Raw genomic sequence first — 23,083 nt, 5'->3', positions numbered from 1 at the left:
CGAGCCCCGAGCCCCGAGCCCCGAGCCCCGAGCCCCGAGCCCCGACAAGGCGTACCGCTCGGGCACGCCGCAACCAAGACCACGCCCGCCCGAGCCAGCCCCTCACCGCCGAGGCGCCCTGCGTTCCTCGCCGACGAGACGCACCTCGTAATGGACAGGCTTGTCGAACATGAGGGCGTATCCCAGCGGGACTCCGAGCCCGTGCACCAAGGGGTGCCGCTTCGCGAGGACGCCCGCCGCGTGGCGGGCCTCGTCCCCGTGGAGCCGCCGGACCTTCGCCATCATCGGCGCGCCCGTCGGCGCACCGCCCAGCGAAGCCGGTGTGATCTCCGCCTCGGGGAACCGCTCCATACGTACGTTCTTCCTCGCTCTGGCATGGGTGCGGACGTACGCGCGGTCGCCCTCGACCGCGAGCGCGCAGCGCCCGGCGACCGGGGTACCTTCCGGTTCGTACGTCGTCAGCCGCACCCGCTTCTCTCGGGCGAAGAGCTGCAGCCCGGTCGTCGGCGTGGTCATGCCCGCCGGGGTACCCGAGTACGTTTCCGGAAAAACGAACTGAGCCACTCGCGGAAGCCGCTCCGCCCGACCGGACCGCCAGATTCCCCCTCCCACCGCCCTGACCTGGGATGACGCGACGACAACGCACGAGGCGACGGAAGCGGAATCCAATCTTCCGCGCGCCGCCATGTCTCAGTCGCGATCTCGGGAGTTGAAACGCCCGCTTCCCGATCGCGTCAGAGGGACTACCCTCGCTCTGTGGCTGATCTCCAGATTCCCGCAGACATCAAGCCCGCCGACGGTCGCTTCGGCTCGGGCCCGTCCAAGGTACGCACGGAGGCACTCAGTGCGCTGGCCGCGACCGGCAGCTCGCTCCTCGGTACCTCACACCGCCAGGCACCGGTCAAGGATTTGGTCGGCAAGGTGCGCCAGGGGGTGAGCGACCTCTTCCAACTCCCCGACGGATACGAGGTCGTCCTGGGCAACGGCGGCTCCACCGCCTTCTGGGACATCGCGACGCACGGCCTGATCGACTCCAGGTCCCAGCACCTCTCCTTCGGTGAGTTCTCCTCCAAGTTCGCCAAGGCCGCGAAACTGGCGCCGTGGCTCGAGGAACCCTCGGTCATCACCGGCGAGCCCGGCACCCACCCCCTCCCGGAGGCCGAGGCCGGCGTCGACGCCTACGCGCTGACCCACAACGAGACGTCGACCGGCGTCGCCATGCCGCTGAACCGCGTGGCCGGCGCCGACGAGGGCGCCCTCGTCCTCGTCGACGCCACCTCGGGCGCCGGCGGCCTGCCCGTGCACGTCGCCGAGACCGACGTCTACTACTTCGCGCCGCAGAAGTCCTTCGCCGCAGACGGCGGCCTGTGGATCGCCGTCTTCTCACCGGCCGCGCTCGAACGCGCCGAGCGGATCGCCGCCTCGGACCGGCACATCCCCGCGTTCTTCGACCTGAAGACCGCCATCGACAACTCCCGCAAGAACCAGACGTACAACACCCCCGCGCTCTCCACGCTCTTCCTCCTCAACGACCAGCTCGAGTGGCTCAACGGCCGCGGCGGCCTGGACTGGGCGGTGCGCCGCACCGCCGACTCCGCCCGGAGGCTCTACGGCTGGGCCGAGGACGCGAAGTACACGACGCCTTTCGTCTCCGACCCCGCGCAGCGCTCCCAGGTGGTCGGCACGATCGACCTCGACGACGACATCGACGCGGCCGCCGTCGCCAAGACGCTCCGCGCCAACGGGATCGTCGACACCGACCCCTACCGGAAGCTCGGCCGCAACCAGCTCCGCGTCGCGATGTTCCCCGCCGTCGAACCGGACGACGTCGAAGCGCTCACCGCGTGCGTCGACTACGTCGTGGAGAACATCTGAGCGCAGGACCGGTCCCGTCGGGCATCGTCCGCTGCTGAGGCCCCTCACCCGCGGCCCGCGGGTGAGGGGCCTCGTGCGCGTCGCGCAAAGGCGGACGGGGGGGCGCCTGTGCTCAGTCGCGGCGCCTGAAGAGCCGCCGCAGGCCCAGCCATGCGAACACGGCGGCGACGAAGACGCCGGCTCCGACCACGGTCTTGTCGCTGCCCTCTTCGTCGGACCCGCTGCCGTCGCCCGCGCCTCCTTCGGAAGGCTTGCCGGACTCCTTCTCCTTCGCGGCGCTCTCCGGCAGCAACTTCCCGTCCAGTTCGACGGGTTCGACGGAGCTGTTCTCGCCCTCGCTGCCGAGGAGGAGGGTCCGTCCGTCGAGCGTGAACGTCACCGACTCGCCCTGGCGCTGGATGGGCACCGGCACACTTCCGAGGAGCTCCGCTTTGCCTCCCCGCCATGCGTACATCTCGCCCGTGAAGTAGCCGCGCAGCACCAGCCGGGTGCCGTCGGGCGAGAAGGCGCCGTCCGTCGCCCACAGATCGATGTCTTTGACGCGCTCGAACGTGTTGACGCCCTGCGGGGAGAGCTCTTCCGGGCCCGCGTAGAGACCGCCCTTGCCCGCGTTGCTCTTGCTCGCGATGTAGACGCGGCCGGTCTTCGGATGGACCATCATCGACTCGGCGTCGCGCGGACCGTCGTCGTAGCGGACCGTGTAGCGGGTGGGGGTGAGCGTGGTGTCGCCGAGTTCCTTCGGCTCGCTGAAGCGGTAGATCCAGACCTCGGGCCAGGTGCCGTCGCGGTTGTCGCCGATGTCGCCCACGTAGACGTTGCCGTCGGTGCCGACGGAGATCGCCTCGACGTCGCGCATCTCCACGCCCTGGAGCGTCACCGTCGCCACGGTTCTGCCGGTGCGGCCGTCGACGGCGTAGACGAGTGGGGAGTGCGCCGAGTCGTTGTGCGTCCAGTAGACGCCCTTGTGTGCCCGGCTGGCGGCCAGTCCGCTCGACTCGGTGATCCGCGGGTCCTTGATGGTGAAGCCGTCGACGCCGTCGGCCACCGCCACCGAAGGCGCGGCGACGACCACGGCGCAGGCGACACCCGCTGCACGCACAACCACAGACATGAACCAAGTCTCCAACATCCGCGGAGGTTTGTGCGCCGCGGGACGTCGCACGACGACGGCCCGACGCCCGTGCGGGTCCCGCACTCCCGCGTGCACGCCGGCTCGGAGACGATGTACCCATGCGCGTTCTCTTCGTGGGCGACTCCATGACCCTCGGATCCGCGGGCGACTTCACCTGGCGCTACCGGATGTGGCAGCACCTCGTGCGCACCTGCGAGACACCGTTCCGGATCGTCGGCCCGCGTACCGCGCTCCGCGAGGGCTCGCACGCCTACGCGGCCGACGACTTCCCCGAAGAAGCGCGGCGGCACCTCGCCGGCTGGGGGCTCGGCTGGCTCCACCACGCGCCCGAGGTCGCGGACGCCGTGACCGCGCACCGTGCCGACACCCTGCTCGTCTCGCTCGGGCTCATCGACCTGGGGTTCTACACGGACCCCGTACAGACCGAGGCGAACGTGCGCCGCTTCCTCCTCGCCGCGCGCACCGCCAACCCGGGGCTACGGGTCGCCGTACTGCCCGTGCTCCGCAACGTCCGTGCGGAGCACGACCCCGAATTCGCCGAGAGCTGCGCCCACTTCGACGTACTCCTGGAGAAGGCCGTCGCGGACCTCTCGGCGCCCGACGCTCCCCTCCTCCTCGCGTCGGCCCCGCCCGACTGGGACGTCGCGCGGGACACCTACGACGGCACGCACCCGTCGGCCGAGGGCGAGCACCGCATCGCCGCCTCCTTCGCCGACGCGCTCCACCAGGCTTGGGGCATCGGGGAGGCGTACCGAAGGCCCGACACCGAGTAACCCCGGGGCTCGGGGCTCGGGGCTCGGGGCTCGGGGCTCGGGGCTCGGTAGCAAGGATTGCCCCCCGAAGCTCGGAGCGCAACCTTCGATTCCCACCCACGCCCCGAGGCCCAACCTCGCTTTCCCAGCCCCCAGTTCACCCCACCTGTCCCCACCCCCGTCCACCGCTTGCTTCGAGCCCCCTCCACCCGCTTGGCTACCGTCATGGAGTACACGCAGCTCGGACGTACTGGACTCAAGGTGAGCCGACTCGTGCTCGGCACGATGAACTTCGGCCCGCAGACCGACGAGCCCGAAAGCCACGCGATCATGGACGCCGCCCATGCAGCAGGCGTCAACTTCTTCGACACCGCCAACGTGTACGGCTGGGGCCCCGACAAGGGCCGCACCGAGGAGATCATCGGCAACTGGTTCGCCAAGGGCGGCAACCGACGCGAGAAGACGGTCCTCGCCACGAAGGTCTTCGGCAACATGGAGACGGACGGCGAGGGTTGGCCCAACCGGTCCCGCCTCTCCGCCCTCAACATCCGCCAGGCGGTCGAGGCCAGCCTCCGCCGCCTGCAGACGGACCACATCGACCTCTACCAGTTCCACCACGTCGACCGGACCACCCCGTGGGAGGAGATCTGGCAGGCGATCGACGTCCTCGTCCAGCAGGGCAAGATCCTCTACGCCGGCTCCTCCAACCACGCCGGCTGGCACATCGCCCGGGCCAACGAGAAGGCCGCCGCCCGCGGCATGTACGGCCTCGTCAGCGAGCAGTGCCTCTACAACCTCGCCGAGCGCAGGGCGGAGATGGAGGTGATCCCCGCGGCGCAGGAGTACGGTCTCGGCGTCATCCCCTGGTCGCCGCTGCACGGCGGCCTGCTCGGCGGTGCGATCCGCAGGGAGCGCGAGGGCGGCTCGTCGCGTTCGAGCTCGGGCCGCTCCGCCGATGCTTTGGCGAACTCGAAGGTGCGCTCCCAGGTCCAGGCGTACGAGGACCTGTTGGACAAGGCGGGCCTGGAGCCGGGCGAGACGGCGCTGGCCTGGCTGCTCACCCGGCCCGGCGTGACGGGCCCGATCGTCGGCCCGCGCACCCGGGAACAGCTGGACTCGGCGCTGCGCGCCGTCGAGTTGAAGCTCGACGAGGAGCTGCTCACCTCACTCGACGAGACCTTCCCGGGCCCGGGCCCCGCACCGGAGGCGTTCGCCTGGTGACGTCGCGGGGCCCCGCGGCCGCCGCGGGGCCCCGCCGACGACGTACCTCACCCCGGGTTCCGTCCGAACCCGCAGGCCGCGGCCGTCAGTTGCCGAACGCTGCCGCCACGGCCACCACGACGAAGAGCAGGACGAGCGCCCCACTCACGATCCGCATTCTGGTCTTCGCATCCACACCCCTACCGTAACGGTGTGGGCACAGCTCCCCTCCCGGAGCCCGGCTCTTCCTCTTCACGCCGGCGTACGCCCGCTCCCGAGCGGCCACGTCGCCACGGTCTCGTACCGCGGCTGCTCGCCCTCGACCCCGCCGACGGGCAGCTTCGACCGCACCAGGGCGAGCGCGTCGGCCCTCCACGGGGTACCGGCCACCGCGTCCAGTTCGTCGACGAACGGCGCGAGCCGAACCGACCCACCGCGCCCCCGCGCACGCGCCAGAGTGAGGTGCGCCGTAAAACCGCGCCCCTCGGGCACCGTCACGCCGGCTCGCCTCCCGGCGGCAGCCGAGGCCCACGCGAGCCGGCGCACCGCGGCGTCCGAGTCCTCGTGGACCGCCCGCACCGCGGCCCACAGCACCTGGTCACCGAACCGTCCACCGCCCGCGATACGCAGCCGCTGCGGATCACTCCGCCCCGCAGCCCGTGCGAGGCGCCCGACGAGCCGCTCGCACTGCTCGTCGGAGACCTCCCCGTAGAAGGCGAGGGTGCAGTGCCGACCGGCCCGCGGCGTCCACCGGAGCCGCTCGGCACCGGGCAGCCGTTGCAACTCCCGTACGGGACCCACCAGTTCGGCGAGCACGTGCTCCGGCGGCAGCAGAGCGGCGAAGAGCCTCATGAGGAGACCCTCGCGCACCCGCCGCACGACCGCGACCCCCGGCGCACCACCCCGGCCGGCTCACACCACCCCGGCGACCTGCTTCCGCTCCCGCTCGGCCGGCACGAACCGCACATGCCGATGACCGCGCCGCAGGTCGACCCGGAGCCTCAGACCGCTCACCCGCGCGAGGACGAGCGCGACGGTGACCGAGATCACGGCGGAGATCAACCCGCCGCTCAGGAAGCCGATCCGGGCCCCGTAGGTGTCGGTGATCCACCCCATGATCGGCCCGCCTATCGGCGTGCCGCCCATGAAGACCATCATGTACAGGCTCATCACACGCCCCCGCATCGCGGGTTCTGAGGCCATCTGCACACTGGCGTTGGCCGTGACGTTGAAGGTGAGCCCCACGATCCCGATCGGCGCCATCAACGCGACGAAGAGCCAGAACGAGGGCGAGACCGCAGCGGCCATCTCCAGCACACCGAAGAGGAGCGCCGCGAGCGGCAGCATCCGCATCCGGGTCGCCCGCCGCCGCGCGGCGAGCAGGGCGCCGGCGACGGAGCCGATCGCCATCAGCGAGTTGAGCAGCCCGTACGTGCCCGGACCGCTGTGGAAGACGTTGTCCGTGAAGGCGGTCAGCCAGATCGGAAAGTTGAACCCGAAGGTGCCGATGAACCCCACCAGCACGATCGGCCAGAGCAGCTCCGGATGCCCGCGCACGTACCGCAGTCCTTCGCGCAGTTGTCCCTTGCTCCGCACGACGGGCTCCGTCGGATGGAGCTCGGCACGGCGCATCGCCAGCAGCGCGCAGACGGGCGCGATGAAGGAGACCCCGTTGAGCAGGAACGCCCACCCGCTCCCCACGGCGGAGATCAGCACACCGGCGACGGCCGGACCGATGAGCCGGGCGCTCTGGAAGTTGGCCGAGTTGAGCGAGATCGCATTGCGCAGTTGATCGGGACCGACCATCTCGGAGACGAACGTCTGCCGGGCCGGATTGTCCACGACCGTCACGAGACCGAGGACGAACGCCAACGCGTACACGTGGCCGACCTGAACATTCCCGCTGAGCGTCAGGAAGGCGAGCGCCAGCCCCGTGAGCCCCATCACGGTCTGGGTGATCACCAGAAGCTTCCGCTTCGCGTACCGGTCGGCGATCACGCCGCCGTAGAGGCCGAACAGGAGCAGCGGCAGGAACTGCAACGCCGTGGTGACGCCGACGGCGGTGGAGGAACCCGTGAGGCTGAGCACCAGCCAGTCCTGGGTGATGCGCTGCATCCACGTCCCCGTGTTGGAGACGACCTGCCCCCCGGCGAAGAGGCGGTAGTTGCGGATGCGCAGCGAGCTGAACATCGAGGGCTTCCCGGCCTTGTCGCGCGCCCCCTCGATCTTCCGGAGCTCGGGCTCGCGTGCATCGGCTCCCTGCGCACGGGGGCCGGCAGACTGCGGGTTACGGCTGTTGTTCTCGTCCTCTGGTCCGGGTGCGGAGTGTGCTCCGTGGCCCGTACTCAATCCGGGTTCGCCTCCTCGGCTTCGACGTTCTCCTTACAGACGTGCGAGCTTCTCCAGTACGGGTGCGGCGGCCCGCAGGGTGGCCCAGTCCTCGTCGTCGAGCTCGACGACGAGTTCGGCCAGCCATGCGTTCCGCTTCGTCCGTGACGCAGCGAGCATGGACTCTGCCTGCTCGGTCTGCATGACCACCTTCTGCCTGCGGTCCTCGGGATGCGGCTCCAGCCGGACCAGCCCCTTCGTCTCCAGCATCGCGACGATGCGGGTCATCGAGGGCGGCTGTACGTACTCCTTGCGGGCGAGCTCGCTCGGTGTCGCGGAGCCGCACCGGGCGAGGGTGCCGAGCACCGACATCTCGGCCGGGCTCAGCGTCTCGTCGACGCGCTGGTGCCTGAGGCGCCTGGAGAGGCGCATCACGGCGGAGCGCAGGGCGTTGACCGCTTCCGCGTCGGCTCCGGTGACGCCGGCCGCGGCGGCGCCCGCGCTCTCTGTCTGCTCGTCCTCGGCCGCGCCGCGAGGGGAAGCGTGCTGTTCCGGCATGTCCTTAGGGTAACTCATTACCTGAACTAAAGACCAACTCGAAGGGGTCTCACCGCCGTTGGCCGCCCGCCACCCATGGGGCTCACACGTACGAGTGAGCTCGCACGGAAAATCGGCAGATCCGCGCAAGCGGCCGGGACGGTGGACATATGACGCCGACGACCTCGCACGTCCAGACGAAAGTGCTCAGCCTGCGCGTCGAGAGCGAGCTCTTCGACAGGCTCGGCGAGCACGCGGCCAAGCGCGGCATGACGATCCAGGACTACGTCCTCAGCAGACTCGTCAGAGACGACTTCGACGAGCGCTTCCGCACCGCGGTCGAGGAGACGCAGCGCTTCTACGGCGAGCCCGACCGCAACTGAGCCGCGCACGACACTGCCGGCCGATCCCCCGAGGACCGACCGGCAGTGAGCCTGTACGCGAACGGCTACTTCACGCCGAGCACCTGCTCGATGGGGTCGAGCAGGAAGTAGACGAGGAAGAAGAAGCCGACGACGTGGAGCAGCCACGGCACCGTGCGGATCCGCCCGGTCGCGGCCCGCAGCGCGATGAAAGCGACGACGCCGACGCCGATCCCGTTGGTGATGCTGTACGTGAACGGCATCGAGATGATCGTCAGGAACGCGGGGACGGCGACGGTGAGGTCGTCCCAGTCGATGCCCCGCACGTTCGACGCCATGATCATGAAACCGACGACGACGAGTGCGGGCGTCGCCGCCTGCGAGGGCACCACGGTCGCCAACGGCGTGAAGATCAGGGCCAGCAGGAAGAGGCCACCGGTGACGAGGTTGGCGAACCCCGTCCTAGCCCCCTCGCCGACGCCCGCCGTCGACTCGACGAAGCAGGTGTTCGCCGAGCAGGACCCGAGTCCGCCGCCGGCGACGCCGATGCCGTCCATCATGAGGATGCGCCCCATCCCCGGCAGCTGCCCCTTGTCGTCGGTGAGGCCCGACTCCTCGCCGACCCCGATGATCGTCCCCATCGCGTCGAAGAACCCGGAGAGCAGGACGGTGAAGACGAAGAGGCAGCCGGTGAGGATGCCCACTTCCTGAAAGCCGCCGAAGAGGCTGATCTGGCCCACGAGTCCGAAGTCGGGGGTGCCCACCAGCGAGTCGGGGACGGTCGGGACCGCCAGTCCCCAGGCGTCGTCCGGGATGACGGCGAGGCTGTTGATGACGATGGCGACCACCGTCATCACGGCGATGCCGATGAGGATGGCGCCCTTGGCCTTGCGGACCTTGAGGACGAACATCAGCAGCAGGCCGAGGACGAAGATCAGCACGGGCCAGCCCTGAAGCTGCCCGCCCTGGCCGAGACCGAGCGGCACGGTGGTGTTGGCGGCGTCGGGGTTCCTCGTCACGAAGCCGGAGTCGACGAGCCCGATCAGCGCGATGAAGAGGCCGATACCGATCGCGATCGACCGCCGCATCCCGTTGGGGATGGCGTCCATGACGCGCTGCCGCAGCCCCGAGGCGACGAGGATCATCAGCACCAGGCCGGCGAGGACGACCATGCCCATCGCGTCGGGCCAGCTCATCTTGGGGGCGAGCTGGAGCGAGACGACCGCGTTGATGCCGAGGCCCGCGGCGACCGCGATCGGCACGTTCCCGATCACGCCCATCAGGACGGTGGTGAGGCCGGCGATGAGTGCCGTGGCGGTGACGAGTTGGGCGTTGTCGAGCTGGTGACCGTACTTATCCGTGCCGGCGCCGAGGATGATCGGGTTCAGCACGATGATGTAGGCCATCGCGAAAAAGGTGGCGAGACCGCCCCGGATTTCCCTGGTCACGCTGGAGCCGCGTGCGGAGATCTGGAAGAAGCGATCGAAGGCGTTGCTGCGGGCGGGCGGCTGAGAATCCTTGCTCTCAGTATCGACCGGGTTGGCCGAAGAAGGCATGCATGACCTCGGAGGGAACTGGGCCTGGGGGCGGGGAGTTAGATCATCTTGGGTCATCCAACGAAAGAATCCAGTCAGATCCAACGGGCATCAGTATGAACAAACGAGTCGAGTGATCGCCATCTCCGCGCGTAGAACCCTTCCGCGGCTGGTTAGGGTGGAAACCGGCTTCGAGCAGGAAAGTGCGGAACCTGCGAGCCGCGCACAGCCACGGACCCGGCGCGGAGGGTCACAACGACAACGCCCGGCGGCCTTCCGTACGGGACGAGTACCACGCTCCGGGCACCCCGGTGCACGAACCCGCGTCCGGTGGCTGAAAGATACGGGGCAGCGCCGAGAACCGGAGAGAGGGAGCCGAGGGCGATGGGCCTGATGGGCAAGTGGACGAACGGCGAACACGAGGCGCCCGAGCCCCTGGAGGGCAACGTCGTGGGCACCGTCATCGGCGGCACCCTCGTCTGGTTCGTCCTGTTCCTCGTGCAACTCCCCTTCTACGGATGGTTCGACGAGCACGGGCACACCTGGTGGGTGTGGACCTGCGCCGCGGGCGCCGGCCTCGGGTGCGTAGGCATCTGGTACGTGCGGCGACGGGACGCGGCGATCCGCCGGGCCGCCGCCGAGGCCGGGCCGACGGACTCCGGTCCCGCCGCCTCGTCCGGCTCCTCCGCCTGAACCGAGGAGAGCGGCGCGCCCCACCGGGCAACTGGAGCCGGTGCCCGGACGTCTCTCGCAGTACCCGCACCAACCGGCCCACCCGCCGCAGGCCGACGGCGGTCCGGGCGTGCACCACCACCCCAGTCAAGGAGCGATGCCGGAACATGTGGCCCCAGTCGACTCGCAGGACCGCGGGGCGCGGCGTGTACGCGCCCCGATCGAGCGCCGAGGGCGCGGTCGGGACATGACGCACCCGAAAGGCACCGAAGCAGGACCGTCCGAGGACCGCGACGCCGAGGGGGCACCGGGCGCCCCCGGCACCCCCGCGACGGGGCTCACCTCGTCCCAGGTCGCCGAGCGGATCGCCCGCGGCGAGGTCAACGACGTGCCGGTGCGCAGCAGTCGGTCGACCGCCGACATCGTCCGCGCCAACGTCTTCACGCGGTTCAACGCAATCATCGGCGTTCTGTTCCTGATCATTCTGGTGGTCGGTCCGATCCAGGACGGGCTCTTCGGCTTCGTCATCATCGCCAACACCGGCATCGGCATCATCCAGGAGCTGCGCGCCAAGCGGACCCTCGACAGCCTCGCGGTGATCGGGGAGTCGAGGCCGACGGTGCGCAGGGACGGCGCGAAGGTCGGGATCCCGACGGGGGAGATCGTCCTCGGGGAGCTCGTGGAGCTCGCGCCCGGCGACAAGTGCCCCGTGGACGGCGAGGTCACGGAGGCCGACGGGCTGGAGATCGACGAGTCGCTCCTCACCGGCGAAGCCGACCCGGTGGTCAAGCAGCCGGGCGACCGCATCCTGTCGGGGAGCTTCGTCGTCGCCGGCAGCGGGGCGTTCACCGCGACGAAGGTCGGCAAGGAGGCGTACGCGGCGCAACTCGCCGAAGAAGCCTCCCGGTTCACGCTCGTCCACTCCGAACTGCGCAGCGGGATCAGCCAGATCCTCAAGTACATCACCTGGATGATGGTCCCGGCGGCGATCGGCCTCGTCCTCAGCCAGCTCGTCGTGCAGAAGCACGACGTGAGCGAGGCGATCCGGCGGATGGTCGCCGGCATCGTGCCGATGGTCCCCGAAGGACTGGTACTGCTCACCTCGGTCGCCTTCGCGATCGGTGTCGTACGACTCGGGCGCAAGCACTGCCTCGTCCAGGAGCTCCCCGCGATCGAAGGGCTCGCCAGGGTCGACACGGTCTGCCTCGACAAGACGGGGACGCTCACCGAAGGAGGCATGGACGTACGGGAGCTGCGGCCCCTCGGGCAGCCGGAGCCCGACGACCGGGCGCCGTACGAGCGCGTCCTCGCCGCGCTCGGCGCCTCCGACCAGCACCCCAACGCGAGCCTGCGGGCGATCGCCGACGCGTACCCGTCGGAGCGCGGGGCCGGTCTGCGGCTCACGGCGACGCTGCCGTTCTCCTCGGCCCGCAAGTACAGCGGCGCCACCTTCGTCGACGACGGCGCCTCCGAGTCGCAGGGGCGCAGTTGGCTCCTTGGCGCCCCCGACGTCCTCCTCGCCGCGGGCGAGGAGGCGCTCGCCGAGGTCGCCGACCTCGACGCGCAGGGTCTCCGGGTGCTGCTCCTCGCCGAGGCGAGGACCGACCTCGGCCTCGACGACCCGCGGATCGCCGAGGACGCGAAGCCCGCGGCGCTCCTCGTGCTGGAGCAGCGCCTCCGCCCCGACGCCTCCGAGACCCTCGCCTACTTCGCCGAACAGGACGTCAGGGCGAAGGTGATCTCCGGGGACAACGCGGTCTCGGTCGGCGCCGTCGCCGGCGAACTCGGCCTCCCCGGCGCGGACTCGCCCGTCGACGCGCGCAAGCTCCCCGACGACGAGGAGGAGCGGGGACGCGCGATCGAGGACGGCGCCGTCTTCGGCCGGGTGACGCCGCAGCAGAAGCGGGACATGGTGGGCTCCCTCCAGTCCCGCGGACGCCACGTCGCGATGACGGGCGACGGCGTCAACGACGTGCTCGCGCTGAAGGACGCCGACATCGGCGTCTCGATGGGCTCGGGCTCCGAGGCGACCAAGGCCGTCGCGCAGATCGTCCTGCTCAACAACAGCTTCGCGACGCTGCCTTCGGTCGTCGCGGAGGGCCGCAGGGTGATCGGCAACATCGAGCGGGTCGCCAACCTGTTCCTCACCAAAACCGTCTACTCGGTGCTCCTCGCTCTGCTGGTGATCCTCTGGCAGGTGCCGTACCCGTTCCTGCCGCGGCACCTGACGCTGCTCTCCTCGCTCACCATCGGCATCCCGGCGTTCTTCCTCGCGCTGGCGCCCAACAAGGAGCGGGCCAAGCCGCACTTCGTACGCCGGGTGATGCGGTACGCGATCCCCGCGGGCCTCGTCGCCGGCACCGCGACGTTCTGCTCGTACCTCTTCGCGCGCAGCCAGTACGGCGGTGCGGAAGCGCTCTCCGCGGAGACGAGCGCCGCGACACTGACGCTCTTCCTCATCGCGATGTGGGTGCTCGCGATCATCGCCCGCCCCTACACCTGGTGGCGGATCGGTCTGGTGCTGACGATGGGCGTGGCGTTCGTCGTGGTCCTGGTGACGCCGTTCCTCCAGGAGTTCTTCGCGCTGAAGCTGGTGGGCACGACGGTGCCGTGGACGGCGGTGGGGATCTCGGTGGTGGCCGGGGTCGCGCTGGAGTTCGTCTGGCGCCTGGTCGGGAGGAAGTTCCCCGCGTAGCAGGCGCGTTGGAGCGGGGCCGGTGGTGCGCCGCCGGCCCCGCTTTCATGCCCGGGGCTCCCGCACGGTCAGCAGTGCGACGCACGCGCCGGCGAGCGCGAGGGCCACCGCCGTCCACAGCACCGTCGACTGTGCGCCGGCGAACGCCGTACGCGCCGCGGAGGCGAGTTCGGCGTCTCCCGCGTGCGACGTGTGGCGCAGGGTCGCGGCGAGCGAGGAGCGCGCGCCGTCGGGGACGCCGTCCGGGAGACGCACCTTGTACGCGGCGGCGAGGAGGCTGCCGAGGAGTGCCACGCCGAGCGCGATGCCGAGCTGCTGATGGGTGTCGTTGAGCGCGGCGCCGGCTCCCGCGCGCTCGGGCGGCACGGCGCCGAGGACCGCGCTCGTCGCAGCGGGCCCCCCGGAGCCGGAGCCGAGCCCGGCGAGCGCGAGCCCTGCGCCGACGGCCGCGAGCGGACTCCCCGTGCCGAGCGTCGCGAGGACCGCGAATCCCGCCGCGGTGACGGCGAACCCGCCGACGACGCAGGCGCGTTCGCCGAACCGCCGGGGAGCCCGCCCGCCGAAGAACGACCCGACGACGACGCCTGCGGCGAGCGGCACCGCGGCGAGCCCCGTCCCGAACGCGCTCAGCCCGAGGACGAGTTGGAGGTACTGCGCGAGCACGAAGAGGATGCTGCCGGTCGCGACGGTGAGCACGGCGACCGCGAAGCTCGCCCCCGAGAACCGCCGGTCCCGGTACAGCCCGAGGTCGACGAGCGGATACGCCACCCGCCTCGTGCGCACCGCGAACACCGCGAGCAGCACGCAGCCGAGCGCCCCGCTCCCCAGTACCCGCGCGTCCGCGCCCCGCTCCGGCGCCTCGACGACGGCGAGGACGACGCCGCCCAGCCCCGCCGTCAGCAGCGCGGCCCCTGCCAGGTCGAGCCGCCGCGCCCGGTCCCCGTACGACTCGGGGACGAGCCGCACCACCCCGGCCCAAGCCCCCGCGACAACAGGCACGTTGACGAGGAACACCCCCGCCCAGCTCCAGGCGTCCACCAGCGCACCGCCGAGGAGCGGCCCGCCCGCCATGGCGACGGCGGCGACCGCGCTCCACACCGCGAAGGCGCGGGCGCGCTCCCCCGGCGGGAAGACGTCGACGAGGACGGCGAGCGTCGACGGCATCACCAGCGCCGCCCCCGCTCCCATCGCGGCGCGCGCGGCGACGAGCCAGCCGACGCCCGGCGCCGCGGCGGCGAGCCCGGAGGCGGCGCCGAAGACGAGCAGCCCGACGAGCAGCACGCGTCGCCTGCCGTACCGGTCGGCGAGGACGCCTGCGGTGATGAGCAGTCCTGCGAAGGCCACGACGTACGCCTCCAGGACGCCTTGGAGGTCGCCGATCGAGGCGTCGAAGGCGCGTCCGAGCGCGGGCAGGGCGACGTGGAGGACGGTGTTGTCGACCACCACGAGGAGGAGCGCAGCGCAGAGGGCGGCGAGGATCGACCATCGCCGCGGGTGGCCCGGCCGCTCGGCGGAGCGGAAGCGGGTCGGCTGCGTCGTCTCGTCCACGGCGTCTCCCCAGGTTTGACCAACACCGACGGACGCTATCCAACACTGTATGGGAAGGCAAGCGCTGTCGGCGGGGAGGTAGGCTCCCGGAAGGCGGTCAGAGGCGGGGAGGCAGCGAGTGACCAAGGGTGAAGCCGGAGCGGTGTGGTTCCGCGAGGAGCGCACCGGACGTGCGCGACCGCAGCTCTCCCGCGAGCGCATCGTCGCCGCCGCCGTCGAACTCCTCGACGGCGAAGGGGCCCAGAAGCTCAGCATGCGCACCCTCGCGGCCCGCCTCGACGCCCACGCCACGAGCCTCTACTGGCACGTCGCCACCAAGGAGGACGTCCTCGACCTGGCGCTCGACGCGGTACTGGGCGAACTCGACCCGCCCCCGCCGAGCGACGACTGGCGCCGCGACCTCACCGCCTTCGCCACCGGACTCCGCGCCGTCCTCCTCGCCCACCCGTGGGCGGCCCACCTCGCAGGGACGCGGCCGCTCGCCGGGCCGCAGGCGCTCCGCGCGACGGAGTACGCGTACGCGGCGCTGGCCTCGGCCGGCTTCGACGAGTCCGGCCTCGCCGCGGCGGCCGGCGTCGTCAGCCACTACGTCATCGGCTCGGCGCAGGCGGAGGCGGTGTGGGGGCACCGCGCGAACGAGGAGGCGACCCGTACGGCGGTCGCCGAGCGCCTCGCGTCCCGCGCCTCGGAGTACCCGCTGCTCGCGTCGTCCTTCTCCCGAGTCGAGGAGCGGGAGGAGGAGTTCGCGCGAGGCTGGGACCTCGTCCTCGCCGGGCTCGCGGCGAAGGGCGCACGGGCATGAGGCCGAAGCACGTCGACCGATCCGGCGCGACCGCGCCGACTCCCCGCCGCACGACGGGGCTTCCGCGGCGCCGCCGTCCCGAAGCGGACGAGCGGCCCGGAGTGGAGTCCCTGGGAGACTGAGGCTCCACGAGGGAGCGACCGCAGTCGCGTCTCGACCGAAAGCACCGGTCACGGCTCGTGAGCGGCGGTAGCGTGCGGGGTATGACTGCCGATGTCATCATCGTGACCGGGCCGCCGGGGGCGGGGAAGTCGACCACGGCTCGCGCGCTCGCGCGAACGTACCCGCGCTCGGTGCATCTGCATACGGACGACTTCTGGCACTCCATCGCGTCGGGAGCGATCCCGCCGCACCTTCCCGAGTCCGACGACCAGAACCGGACCGTCATGCGCGTGATCCAAGGTGCGGCGTCCACGTATGCGACGGGCGGATTCGTGACGGTCGTCGACGGCGTTGTCGGCCCCTGGATGCTGGGCCACTTCCGTGACGTCGGCACGGGCCTCGGCGTTCCGCGCCTGCACTACGTGGTACTGCCTCCCACCCAGGACGAGACCGTGCGCCGGGCTCAGGGGCGGACGGCACCTGACGCGCTCGTGGAGGAGGCCCCGATCCTCTCGCTGTGGCACCAGTTCGCAGACCTGCGGGCGTTGGAGCCGCACGCGCTCGATACGACGGGCCAAGCCCCGGCCGACACGCTGAGAACGGTGACGGACGCCGTTGCAAGTTCCCGCTTCGTGCTCGACACCGCCGCCGTCCGGACAAGCTGACGTGGGCGCGCCGTGCCCCCCAAGCGAAGAGTCGAGCCCACGCTCACGGCACAGGGCACGCGGCCGACTGCCACCTGCCGTCAGTCGAACCAGCGCGCCCGCGCCAACTCCGCGTCCCGCGACGGGTCCTCCAGCAGGGCCGCCGTCTCGAAGCGCCGGCTCCACAGGCCCGTGCGCCACGCCAGCCCTGCCGCGAGGCCCTCGAAGGTCGCCGCGTGCACGGCGCCGTCCGGGGTCACGCGCCAGTCGGACTCGACGCCGTCGAGGCGGAGTTCGTCGTACTCGAAGTAGCTCGCGGGTGCCTCGGGCAGCACCACCCTCACCTGGGCCGGCACCTCGCGCTCCGTCCCGGCGCCGGAGACCGCGCCGGGAACCGCACGGCTCAGCCTGTCCACCTCGAGCAGCTCCGCCAACTCCCGTGCGTACCGCGGCGGTACGGGGAGGAGGGGGCGGTCGCCCGCGAGCGCGAGGAGATCGGGTGCGTCGGCGACGACGGCGCGGGAGGCGTCGACGACGAGAGTGCCGGCGCTCGACGCGTCGACCGCGCGGAGCTCGTCGGGGAGGGTGACCTCGTCCGGGTCGAGCAGGGCGAGCAGGCCGTAGAGGCCGTGCAACTGCGCGGCGTCCACGGCGCGTTCGGGCTCCGCGAGGCGCGTGAGGAGCTCGGCGGCGCCGCCCGGCTCGTCGAGGAGGGCGGACGCCGACGTCCGCACCCCGAGGGCGCGGAGCACGCCCGCGTCGGCGACGGGGCCCGTGTCGACCTCTTCGTAGAGCCCCGAGAGCAGCGGATCGCCGCCCGCGGTACGCAGCCCGGCGGGGCGCCGCCCGTCGAGGACGGGGTGCCCGCGGAGCCACCAGGCGGTGTACCCGCGGACGTTGGCGACGGGGCCGCTCGCGGGCAGCACGCGCACGGGCTCGGTGAGCGCCTCGCGCAGGGGCGGTTCGGAGAGCATCTCCAGCGCCTGCGGCCAGCGTCCGTCGTCGACGAGGTCGAGGTCGCGGACGGCGACAAGTTCGGCGGCGACGGGCGGCAGCGGATACTCGGGGAGCTGGTCGAGCGCGTCCTCGCACCACACGTCGACGGCGTCGAGGAGACCCGGGTCGTCGGACTCGGCGAACTCCGTGTCGCGCGGCTCCAGTTCGTCCGGGTCGAGCACCACGTCCCGCGCGCGCACCAAGGCGAACTCCGCCTGCACGCCGACGGCGGTGAGCGGCTGCTCCCCCCACTCCTCGGCCAACCCCGCGTCGCACGCCCCGAGTTCGCCCTCGCGGATCACCTGCTGGAAGCGGCTGCCCGGGTAGACGAGCTCGCCCGCGGGCGCCAACTCGCCTTCCTCGTCGGGGAGAGCGAGCGCCGCCAGCCACGGCTCGTCCCCCGGCTGGAGGCCCGCGTCACGCACGAGTGCGAGGACGGTCCCCGCCAACTCCTCGGCGTCCGGCCCCTGTTGCTCCGGGTGCCAGATCTCGTCGGCGTCGAGCGATCCGGCGACAGCCGCGCGCACCTGCGGAGTCGTGAGGACGGAACGCGGCGTGGCGAGCGTCGCGCCGAGCTTCTCCAACAGCGGGTGCGCCGCGGCGACATGCGCCACCTTCAGGCCGAGCCCGGCGAGGCGCGCGGGTTCTGCCGACTCCGCGACGCCCTCGCGCGGCGGCTGCGGCAGGAGGACGTGGCGCGGACCGATCGTCGTCCGGCCGTCCGCGAGCGGCACCGGCAGGCCGCTGAGGCGGTCCGGATCGACGCCGGCGAGCGAGTCGTACAGCCGCCACCACCACTCGGGCCCGCGCTCGACACCGGCGAGACGGTCGACGACGTCCGCGAGCGGAATCCGCGGCACCTCCAACACCCGCAGCTCGGAACGGTGTTCCAACCCGGCGGGCAGCAGTGCGGGAAAGAGCTCGGCGAGCACCTCGACCGTCGCGGCACCCGCCCCCTCGACGAGTTCGGCGTCCCGCGGACGCAGCACGACCGGCGCCCCGTCCTCCCTCGCCGCGCCCGCGAGGAACGCGGTGGCGGGCAGCCGGCGCAGCACCGAGGCGCGCACCTCGCCGTCGAGTTCGCCCGTACCGAGCTGTCCGGGGACGAGATCGAGGATGTCGGCGGCAGAGGTACGCCAGCCGCGCAGCAGGTCCGTGTAGCACTCCGCCGCCCGCTCGACGAGGTACTCGGTGAGCGGCCCCGGCGCGACGCGGCGCCGGGTCGGCTCCAGGGGAAAGGAAGCGATCAACAGCGCGGGGAGGCCCTGCGGTTCGTCGGTCGGCGTCGGCGCGTGCACCCGCGGCACCGTGCGCGGAGTCAGCGGACCGCCGTCGTCGCCGACCGGCACCGCCCAGGTGACCGACCACTGGGGACGCAGACGCTCCTCCAACGGCCGGTCGGCGAGGAGTTCGGCCCCCGCCTCGCCGACGAGGGACGCGGTGCGCCAGCGCGTCACGGCAGTCCCCCGCGGCGAGACGTCGTCGATACGCGTCTCGCGCAGCACCGCCTCGCCGCTCTCCGCCGGCTGCCCCGGCTCCTCGGTTGTCCGAGTGAGCGTGCGCAGCGACGGGCCCTCCTGCTGCGGCCCCGTGCCCTCCGGGACCTCGATCGCCACCTCGGCGAGGCCGGGGAGGGTGAGCAGGAGCGCGTCGTCGACGCCCTCCAGCAGCCGCAGCGCCAACTCCTCGGCCGCCGCGTCCCGGAGCGGCAGCACCACCGCCGTCTCGTACTCCTCGGGCGGAGCGCCCTCGGCCGGCAACGGCAGCCGCAGCAGCGGCACATGGCCGTCCCTGCGTGCCAGCTCCTCGTGCAACTGCGGTGCGTCGGCGCCGCGTTCAGCGGTGAGCTCACGCGCCTCGCCCAGCGACCAGCGGACACCGCCCGTACGGGAGACCACCGCCGGCTCGTCGCTCACGGCGAGCACCGCAGCGAAGCCGACCCCGAACCTGCCCACCGCGGCCCGCTCTCCGCCTGCCTCGTCGCGCTTGGCCGAAGCACGCAGCGTCGCGAGCGAGGCGACGCCCTCGGCGTCGAGCGGGGCCCCCGTGTTCGCGGCGACGAGCACGCCGTCGGCAAGGGTCAGTCGGAGCCGCCCCGCGACGCCGGCGCGTGCGGCCGCGTCGGCGGCGTTCTGCGCCAACTCGACGACGAGGCGGTCCCGGTAGCCGCCGAGGACGAGGTCCTGCTCCGCGTTGGCGTCCTCACGGAACCGCGCGGCCGAGGCGGTCCAGCCGTCGAGGACCCCGCGCCGCAACGCGGCCGTGCCGAACGGGTCCGCCTCCGGGGCGCGCCCAACAGGTACCGCTCCGCCGCCGTCCACGCCGCACTCTCCTCGTCGTCCCGGATCGCCTCGGATGCTGTCTGCCCGGTGACGGTACGGCATGACGGGCCCGTCCGGCGCGCTGCGGCCCGAACCGGCGGCTCAGCGCCTGCGGCGCTGGCGGCTCCTCGACGACTTCCCGCCGCCCGAGCGGGGCTTGTCCTCGCTCTCCTCCGGCGCCGCGTCGGCCTCGGGCGCGGCCGGTGCCTCCACGGCCTGCTCGGTGCCGCCGAGTTCGAGGACGTCGTTCCTGGTCTCGTCGAGGACGGGCGGCGGAGGCTGCGGCGGCTTCGGCATGACGGCCGCCTCCGAGTGCCCGCCGCAGCCGAAGGCGAAGGAGACGACGTGGCCGTCGGCGGGGCTGAACTCGTTGGCGCAGACCCCGAACGCCTGCCGCAGCGAGCCCCCGAGCGGTACGAGGAACGCGCAGCTCACGCACGCGGCCGGCGCCGCCTGCGCCATCGGTGACTTGGGCCCGTACGCCTCCTCCCAGCGGTCGGCCGCCGTGTGCAGCCCGTACCGCGACAGGACGCGGGCGCGCCCCATACCGAGGTCCTCCGCGACGGCGGCGATCCGCGCACGCGTCGGCACCGGCGCCGGCCCGGCGGGCGAGCCCGTACGCAGCTCCACCTCGCCGAGGTCCTCGCCGACCGGGCTGACGTCGCCGAAGTCCTCGGCCGCCGACAACTCGTCGGACTCGCGGGCCTCCTGCGCGCGCTCGGCCTCCGCGGAGACGGCGGAGTTCGGGGGCGGCGCCTCCTCGCCGGAGAACCCGGGCTCCAGGCGCAGGTCGTCGGCGTCCGTCGGCAGGAGGTCGCCGGGGCCGAGGTCGCCGGCACGCAGCCGCTCGCTCCACGGCACCCACTCGGGGGCGCGCAGCGCGTCGGGCCCGGGCAGCATCACCGTCTCGTCGACCGTGACCACCTTCGCGCGCGAGGCGCGCGCCACGGTCGCCGCCCAGCGCCAGTCCCGGTAGCCGGGCTGACGCGACTCGAAGAAGTGCGTCACCACCCGGTCCCCGTCGGCCACCGCCTCGACGTGCTCGCCGACGGCGCCAGGACCCGCCACCTCCTCGACGGCCTCCTTCGCGAGGCCGACGGCCTCGGCGCACAGCCGGTCCGGGGTGCGGCGGCTCCGCGCGCTCCGCTTGGGGCTCTGCGTCGCGGCACTCATGCAGCACTCACAAGAATCGTCTCTCCTACGCTGTAGCGCCGTTGTCGGCATGCGCGGTCCGACGGCGGCCGGCAAGCGCCGGGAGAGGGACGGAGCGGGACCTTTGGGCCGCTGCGACGTCCGCGCCCGCGCTCAGGGCCGTGCGGAGCGCACCGGCAACCCACGCTACCCCACGGGTCCCGCGGAGGATGCCGTGCCCAACCGCGTCCGGGTGCACACTGTGGGTCGTGGCTGCCGAGAAGCTCCGACGGACCGGCCGCGCGCTGCGCCGGCCGCCGGCCGCCCTGGCGCGACGCGTCCGCCGCGCCACCCACGCGCAGGGCGCGGGAGAGTCCGGGCTCGGGCGCCTCATCGAGCTCCACGCGGTCAACTCGGCAGGCGACATGCTCATCACCGTCGCCCTCGCGTCAACGATCTTCTTCTCCGTGCCCACGGGCGAGGCACGCGGCAGAGTCGCCCTCTACCTCCTGGTGACGATGGCGCCCTTCGCCCTGCTCGCCCCCGTCATCGGCCCGCTCCTCGACCGCGTCCCGCACGGCAGGCGTGCTGCCATGGCCGCCGCCATGCTCGCCAGAGCACTCCTCGCGCTCGCACTCTCCGGAGCGGTGGCCGGCGGAGGGCTGGAGCTCTACCCCGCGGCGCTCGGGGTGCTCGTCTCCTCGAAGGCGTACGGAGTCGTACGCTCCGCCGTCGTGCCCAGACTGCTGCCGGCACGCGTCCCCCTGGTGAAGGCGAACTCCCGCGTCACTCTCGCCGGGCTCCTCGCCACCGGCGCGGCCGCACCCGTCGCGGCCGGACTCCACCTCGTCGGCGAAGCGTGGCCGCTCTACGGGGCTTTCGCCGTCTTCGTCCTCGGGACCTTCCTCTCCTTCCTCCTCGACCCGAAGGTCGACTCGGCCAAGGGCGAGGGCACCGCGCTCCTCGCCGCCGGAGAGCCGCAGGCCGCGCACGAGACCGAGCCCGCTGCCCGCCGCAGGCGGCGGCCGGGGCTGCGTACCGTCGGCAGCTCCGTCGTGCACGGGCTCGCCGCCAATGCCTCGCTCCGGGCGCTCTCCGGATTCCTCACCTTCTTCCTCGCCTTCCTCCTCCGCGAACAGCCGCTCGACGGGCACCATCCCGCGTTCCTCCTCGCGCTCGTCGCCGGTGCCGCGGGGGCGGGCAACGCGACGGGGACGGCGATCGGCGCCTGGCTCAGGTCGCGGGCGCCCGAAGCGATCATCGTCTGCGTGCTCTGCGTGGCCGTCGGCGTCGCCGTCCTCGCGGCCGTCCTCCTCAAGACGCCGACCGTCGCCGCCGTCGCCGCGACCGCGGGCGTCGCGCAGGCGCTCGGCAAGCTCTCGCTCGACGCGCTCATCCAGCGCGACGTCCCCGAACACGTCCGCACCTCCGCCTTCGCTCGGTCCGAGACGCTGCTCCAGTGCTCCTGGGTCGCGGGCGGCACCGTCGGTATCGCACTGCCGCTGTGGGGGACGTTGGGGATGGGGGTCGCGGCCGGAATCGTCGCGCTGGGGTGCTTCACGTCCGTACGGGGACTCGTCTCCGCGGCGCGCCGCGGCACGCCGCACCCCCGCGTAGCCTGACCACAACCGCCCGGTAGCCTGCGGACATGAGCATTGCCACGCGGCAGGACCGCATGCCGTCTCCGTCCCGACGCACCGTGCGCACCGCCGTGGCGGTCGGTACCGCCTCCCTCGGCCTCCTGGCGCTCTCCGGCTGCGCCGCGCCCACACCGGTGACGACGGCGACGGTCGGCGGCAACTCCGTCTCCAGCGAGGCGAGTTGCTACAACGACGGCAAGGCGCTCGCACAGTCGAAGTTCGACGGTTGCCTCAAGGAGAACAAGGGCGACACCTTCGCCATCGGAACCGGCGACAAGCTCCGAGTGGGCGTCGAGCCGGACGTGGCCGAGACGGGCTGGTCGATCTACATCGACGGGCAGCCCGTGACGCAGCCGATCAACAAGACCTACTACTCACTGCCGGGCGAGGCGTTCTTCCAGCAGCAGAGCCCGACGGGCCAGACCTCGATGAGCGACCAGGCCCGGCTCGCCATCGTCGAGACGGACGGAAGCACTGCCAAGGGCGTCTGGCATCTGAAGCTCAAGAACGAGTCCTGAGGCCTGACCTGTTGAACGGCCCGGGACCGCTGCGGGAGGCGGCGCTTGCGCTTCGGGGGCCGGTGCCGTGACGAGCGGTCGTCGCCGGGTGCTTGTGGTCACTGCCGTTTCCGCTGAGCGGAAGGCCGTGGAGCAGGGCATTCTCGACTGGGAGGCCGCGCAGGGCTCATCCGCGGGCTCGGGTGCCGGAGAGCGGCCGGAGGTGCGGTCGCTTCACTTGCCGGGCGGCTACGAGATGCGGCGCATCGCCGTTCCGGGTGGGGCGGATGCGAGTCGGGCGGCGTCCGTCTTCG

General features: G+C 72.2%; 19 protein-coding genes. 10 read left to right on the top strand and 9 right to left on the bottom strand.

All coding sequences use genetic code 11. The features are described from left to right. Nucleotides 1-102: 102 nt before the first annotated feature. Complete coding sequence (locus tag UWG_RS0107260; protein WP_016906540.1) at nucleotides 103-516, bottom strand: PNPOx family protein; 414 nt, start codon at nucleotides 514-516, stop codon at nucleotides 103-105. Between the two features lie 240 nt (nucleotides 517-756). On the opposite strand from UWG_RS0107260, the gene serC reads away from it, so the two are divergent. Beyond that, a complete protein-coding gene (gene serC, locus UWG_RS0107255) occupies nucleotides 757-1,875 on the top strand; it encodes a phosphoserine transaminase (protein ID WP_016906539.1) in 1,119 nt (372 codons plus the stop codon). 112 nt (nucleotides 1,876-1,987) lie between these two features. Here the strand turns inward: serC and UWG_RS0107250 are convergent, their stop codons facing one another. Beyond that, nucleotides 1,988-2,986: a membrane protein gene (locus UWG_RS0107250; protein WP_029391242.1), complete on the bottom strand. Its 999-nt coding sequence runs from the start codon at nucleotides 2,984-2,986 to the stop codon at nucleotides 1,988-1,990. Nucleotides 2,987-3,105: 119 nt separating this feature from the next. On the opposite strand from UWG_RS0107250, the gene UWG_RS0107245 reads away from it, so the two are divergent. Both UWG_RS0107245 and UWG_RS0107240 read left to right on the top strand, forming a co-directional pair. After that, nucleotides 3,106-3,780, top strand: a complete 675-nt coding sequence (locus UWG_RS0107245; protein WP_016906537.1) for a GDSL-type esterase/lipase family protein — start codon at nucleotides 3,106-3,108, stop codon at nucleotides 3,778-3,780. 204 nt (nucleotides 3,781-3,984) lie between these two features. Continuing rightward, nucleotides 3,985-4,980: an aldo/keto reductase gene (locus UWG_RS0107240; protein WP_016906536.1), complete on the top strand. Its 996-nt coding sequence runs from the start codon at nucleotides 3,985-3,987 to the stop codon at nucleotides 4,978-4,980. A gap of 231 nt (nucleotides 4,981-5,211) precedes the next feature. Here the strand turns inward: UWG_RS0107240 and thpR are convergent, their stop codons facing one another. The 3 genes from thpR to UWG_RS0107220 are packed head-to-tail and all read right to left on the bottom strand — an operon-like array spanning nucleotide 5,212 to nucleotide 7,719. Beyond that, nucleotides 5,212-5,811, bottom strand: coding sequence for an RNA 2',3'-cyclic phosphodiesterase (gene thpR / locus UWG_RS0107230; protein ID WP_033196009.1), 600 nt, complete (start codon nucleotides 5,809-5,811; stop codon nucleotides 5,212-5,214). 60 nt (nucleotides 5,812-5,871) lie between these two features. Next, the gene (locus UWG_RS0107225) at nucleotides 5,872-7,308 is read right to left on the bottom strand and encodes an MFS transporter (protein ID WP_016906533.1); all 1,437 of its coding nucleotides are present in this window, start codon (nucleotides 7,306-7,308) and stop codon (nucleotides 5,872-5,874) included. 33 nt (nucleotides 7,309-7,341) lie between these two features. After that, complete coding sequence (locus tag UWG_RS0107220) at nucleotides 7,342-7,719, bottom strand: MarR family winged helix-turn-helix transcriptional regulator (RefSeq protein WP_050988526.1); 378 nt, start codon at nucleotides 7,717-7,719, stop codon at nucleotides 7,342-7,344. Nucleotides 7,720-7,994: 275 nt separating this feature from the next. Here UWG_RS0107220 and UWG_RS0107215 point away from each other — a divergent pair, with 275 nt between their 5' ends. Beyond that, nucleotides 7,995-8,207 (top strand): hypothetical protein, encoded by a 213-nt coding sequence (locus tag UWG_RS0107215; RefSeq protein ID WP_016906531.1) that lies wholly within the window; start codon nucleotides 7,995-7,997, stop codon nucleotides 8,205-8,207. A 65-nt stretch (nucleotides 8,208-8,272) separates the two neighbouring features. On the opposite strand, the gene UWG_RS0107210 is transcribed toward UWG_RS0107215, so the two are convergent. After that, complete coding sequence (locus UWG_RS0107210) at nucleotides 8,273-9,742, bottom strand: NCS2 family permease (RefSeq protein WP_029391241.1); 1,470 nt, start codon at nucleotides 9,740-9,742, stop codon at nucleotides 8,273-8,275. Between the two features lie 372 nt (nucleotides 9,743-10,114). Here UWG_RS0107210 and UWG_RS0107205 point away from each other — a divergent pair, with 372 nt between their 5' ends. Then, entirely contained in the window at nucleotides 10,115-10,414 is a 300-nt protein-coding gene (locus UWG_RS0107205) for a DUF2530 domain-containing protein (RefSeq protein ID WP_193386420.1), read from the top strand. Between the two features lie 226 nt (nucleotides 10,415-10,640). Then, a complete protein-coding gene (locus UWG_RS0107200; protein ID WP_016906528.1) occupies nucleotides 10,641-13,088 on the top strand; it encodes an HAD-IC family P-type ATPase in 2,448 nt (815 codons plus the stop codon). A 45-nt stretch (nucleotides 13,089-13,133) separates the two neighbouring features. On the opposite strand, the gene UWG_RS0107195 is transcribed toward UWG_RS0107200, so the two are convergent. After that, a complete protein-coding gene (locus tag UWG_RS0107195) occupies nucleotides 13,134-14,636 on the bottom strand; it encodes an MFS transporter (RefSeq protein ID WP_016906527.1) in 1,503 nt (500 codons plus the stop codon). 118 nt (nucleotides 14,637-14,754) lie between these two features. On the opposite strand from UWG_RS0107195, the gene UWG_RS0107190 reads away from it, so the two are divergent. Then, on the top strand, nucleotides 14,755-15,438 hold the full coding sequence (locus tag UWG_RS0107190; RefSeq protein WP_016906526.1) for a TetR/AcrR family transcriptional regulator: 684 nt from the start codon (nucleotides 14,755-14,757) through the stop codon (nucleotides 15,436-15,438). Nucleotides 15,439-15,641: 203 nt separating this feature from the next. Next, complete coding sequence (locus UWG_RS0107185) at nucleotides 15,642-16,205, top strand: AAA family ATPase (RefSeq protein WP_016906525.1); 564 nt, start codon at nucleotides 15,642-15,644, stop codon at nucleotides 16,203-16,205. 80 nt (nucleotides 16,206-16,285) lie between these two features. Here the strand turns inward: UWG_RS0107185 and UWG_RS0107180 are convergent, their stop codons facing one another. Then, nucleotides 16,286-19,501 carry a sacsin N-terminal ATP-binding-like domain-containing protein gene (locus tag UWG_RS0107180; RefSeq protein WP_016906524.1) on the bottom strand — a complete coding sequence of 1,072 codons (3,216 nt, stop codon included), beginning with the start codon at nucleotides 19,499-19,501 and terminating at the stop codon, nucleotides 16,286-16,288. Nucleotides 19,502-19,603: 102 nt separating this feature from the next. Beyond that, complete coding sequence (locus UWG_RS29615) at nucleotides 19,604-20,674, bottom strand: DUF3027 domain-containing protein (RefSeq protein ID WP_016906523.1); 1,071 nt, start codon at nucleotides 20,672-20,674, stop codon at nucleotides 19,604-19,606. Between the two features lie 227 nt (nucleotides 20,675-20,901). On the opposite strand from UWG_RS29615, the gene UWG_RS0107170 reads away from it, so the two are divergent. After that, complete coding sequence (locus UWG_RS0107170) at nucleotides 20,902-22,254, top strand: MFS transporter (protein ID WP_016906522.1); 1,353 nt, start codon at nucleotides 20,902-20,904, stop codon at nucleotides 22,252-22,254. 26 nt (nucleotides 22,255-22,280) lie between these two features. Then, nucleotides 22,281-22,790 (top strand): hypothetical protein, encoded by a 510-nt coding sequence (locus tag UWG_RS0107165; RefSeq protein ID WP_029391240.1) that lies wholly within the window; start codon nucleotides 22,281-22,283, stop codon nucleotides 22,788-22,790. The last annotated feature ends 293 nt before the right edge of the window (nucleotides 22,791-23,083 follow it).

This window comes from Streptomyces xiaopingdaonensis, assembly GCF_000262345.1.
Classification (GTDB): Bacteria; Actinomycetota; Actinomycetes; order Streptomycetales; family Streptomycetaceae; genus Streptomyces; species Streptomyces xiaopingdaonensis.
This window is presented reverse-complemented; position numbering and strand designations above follow the sequence as displayed.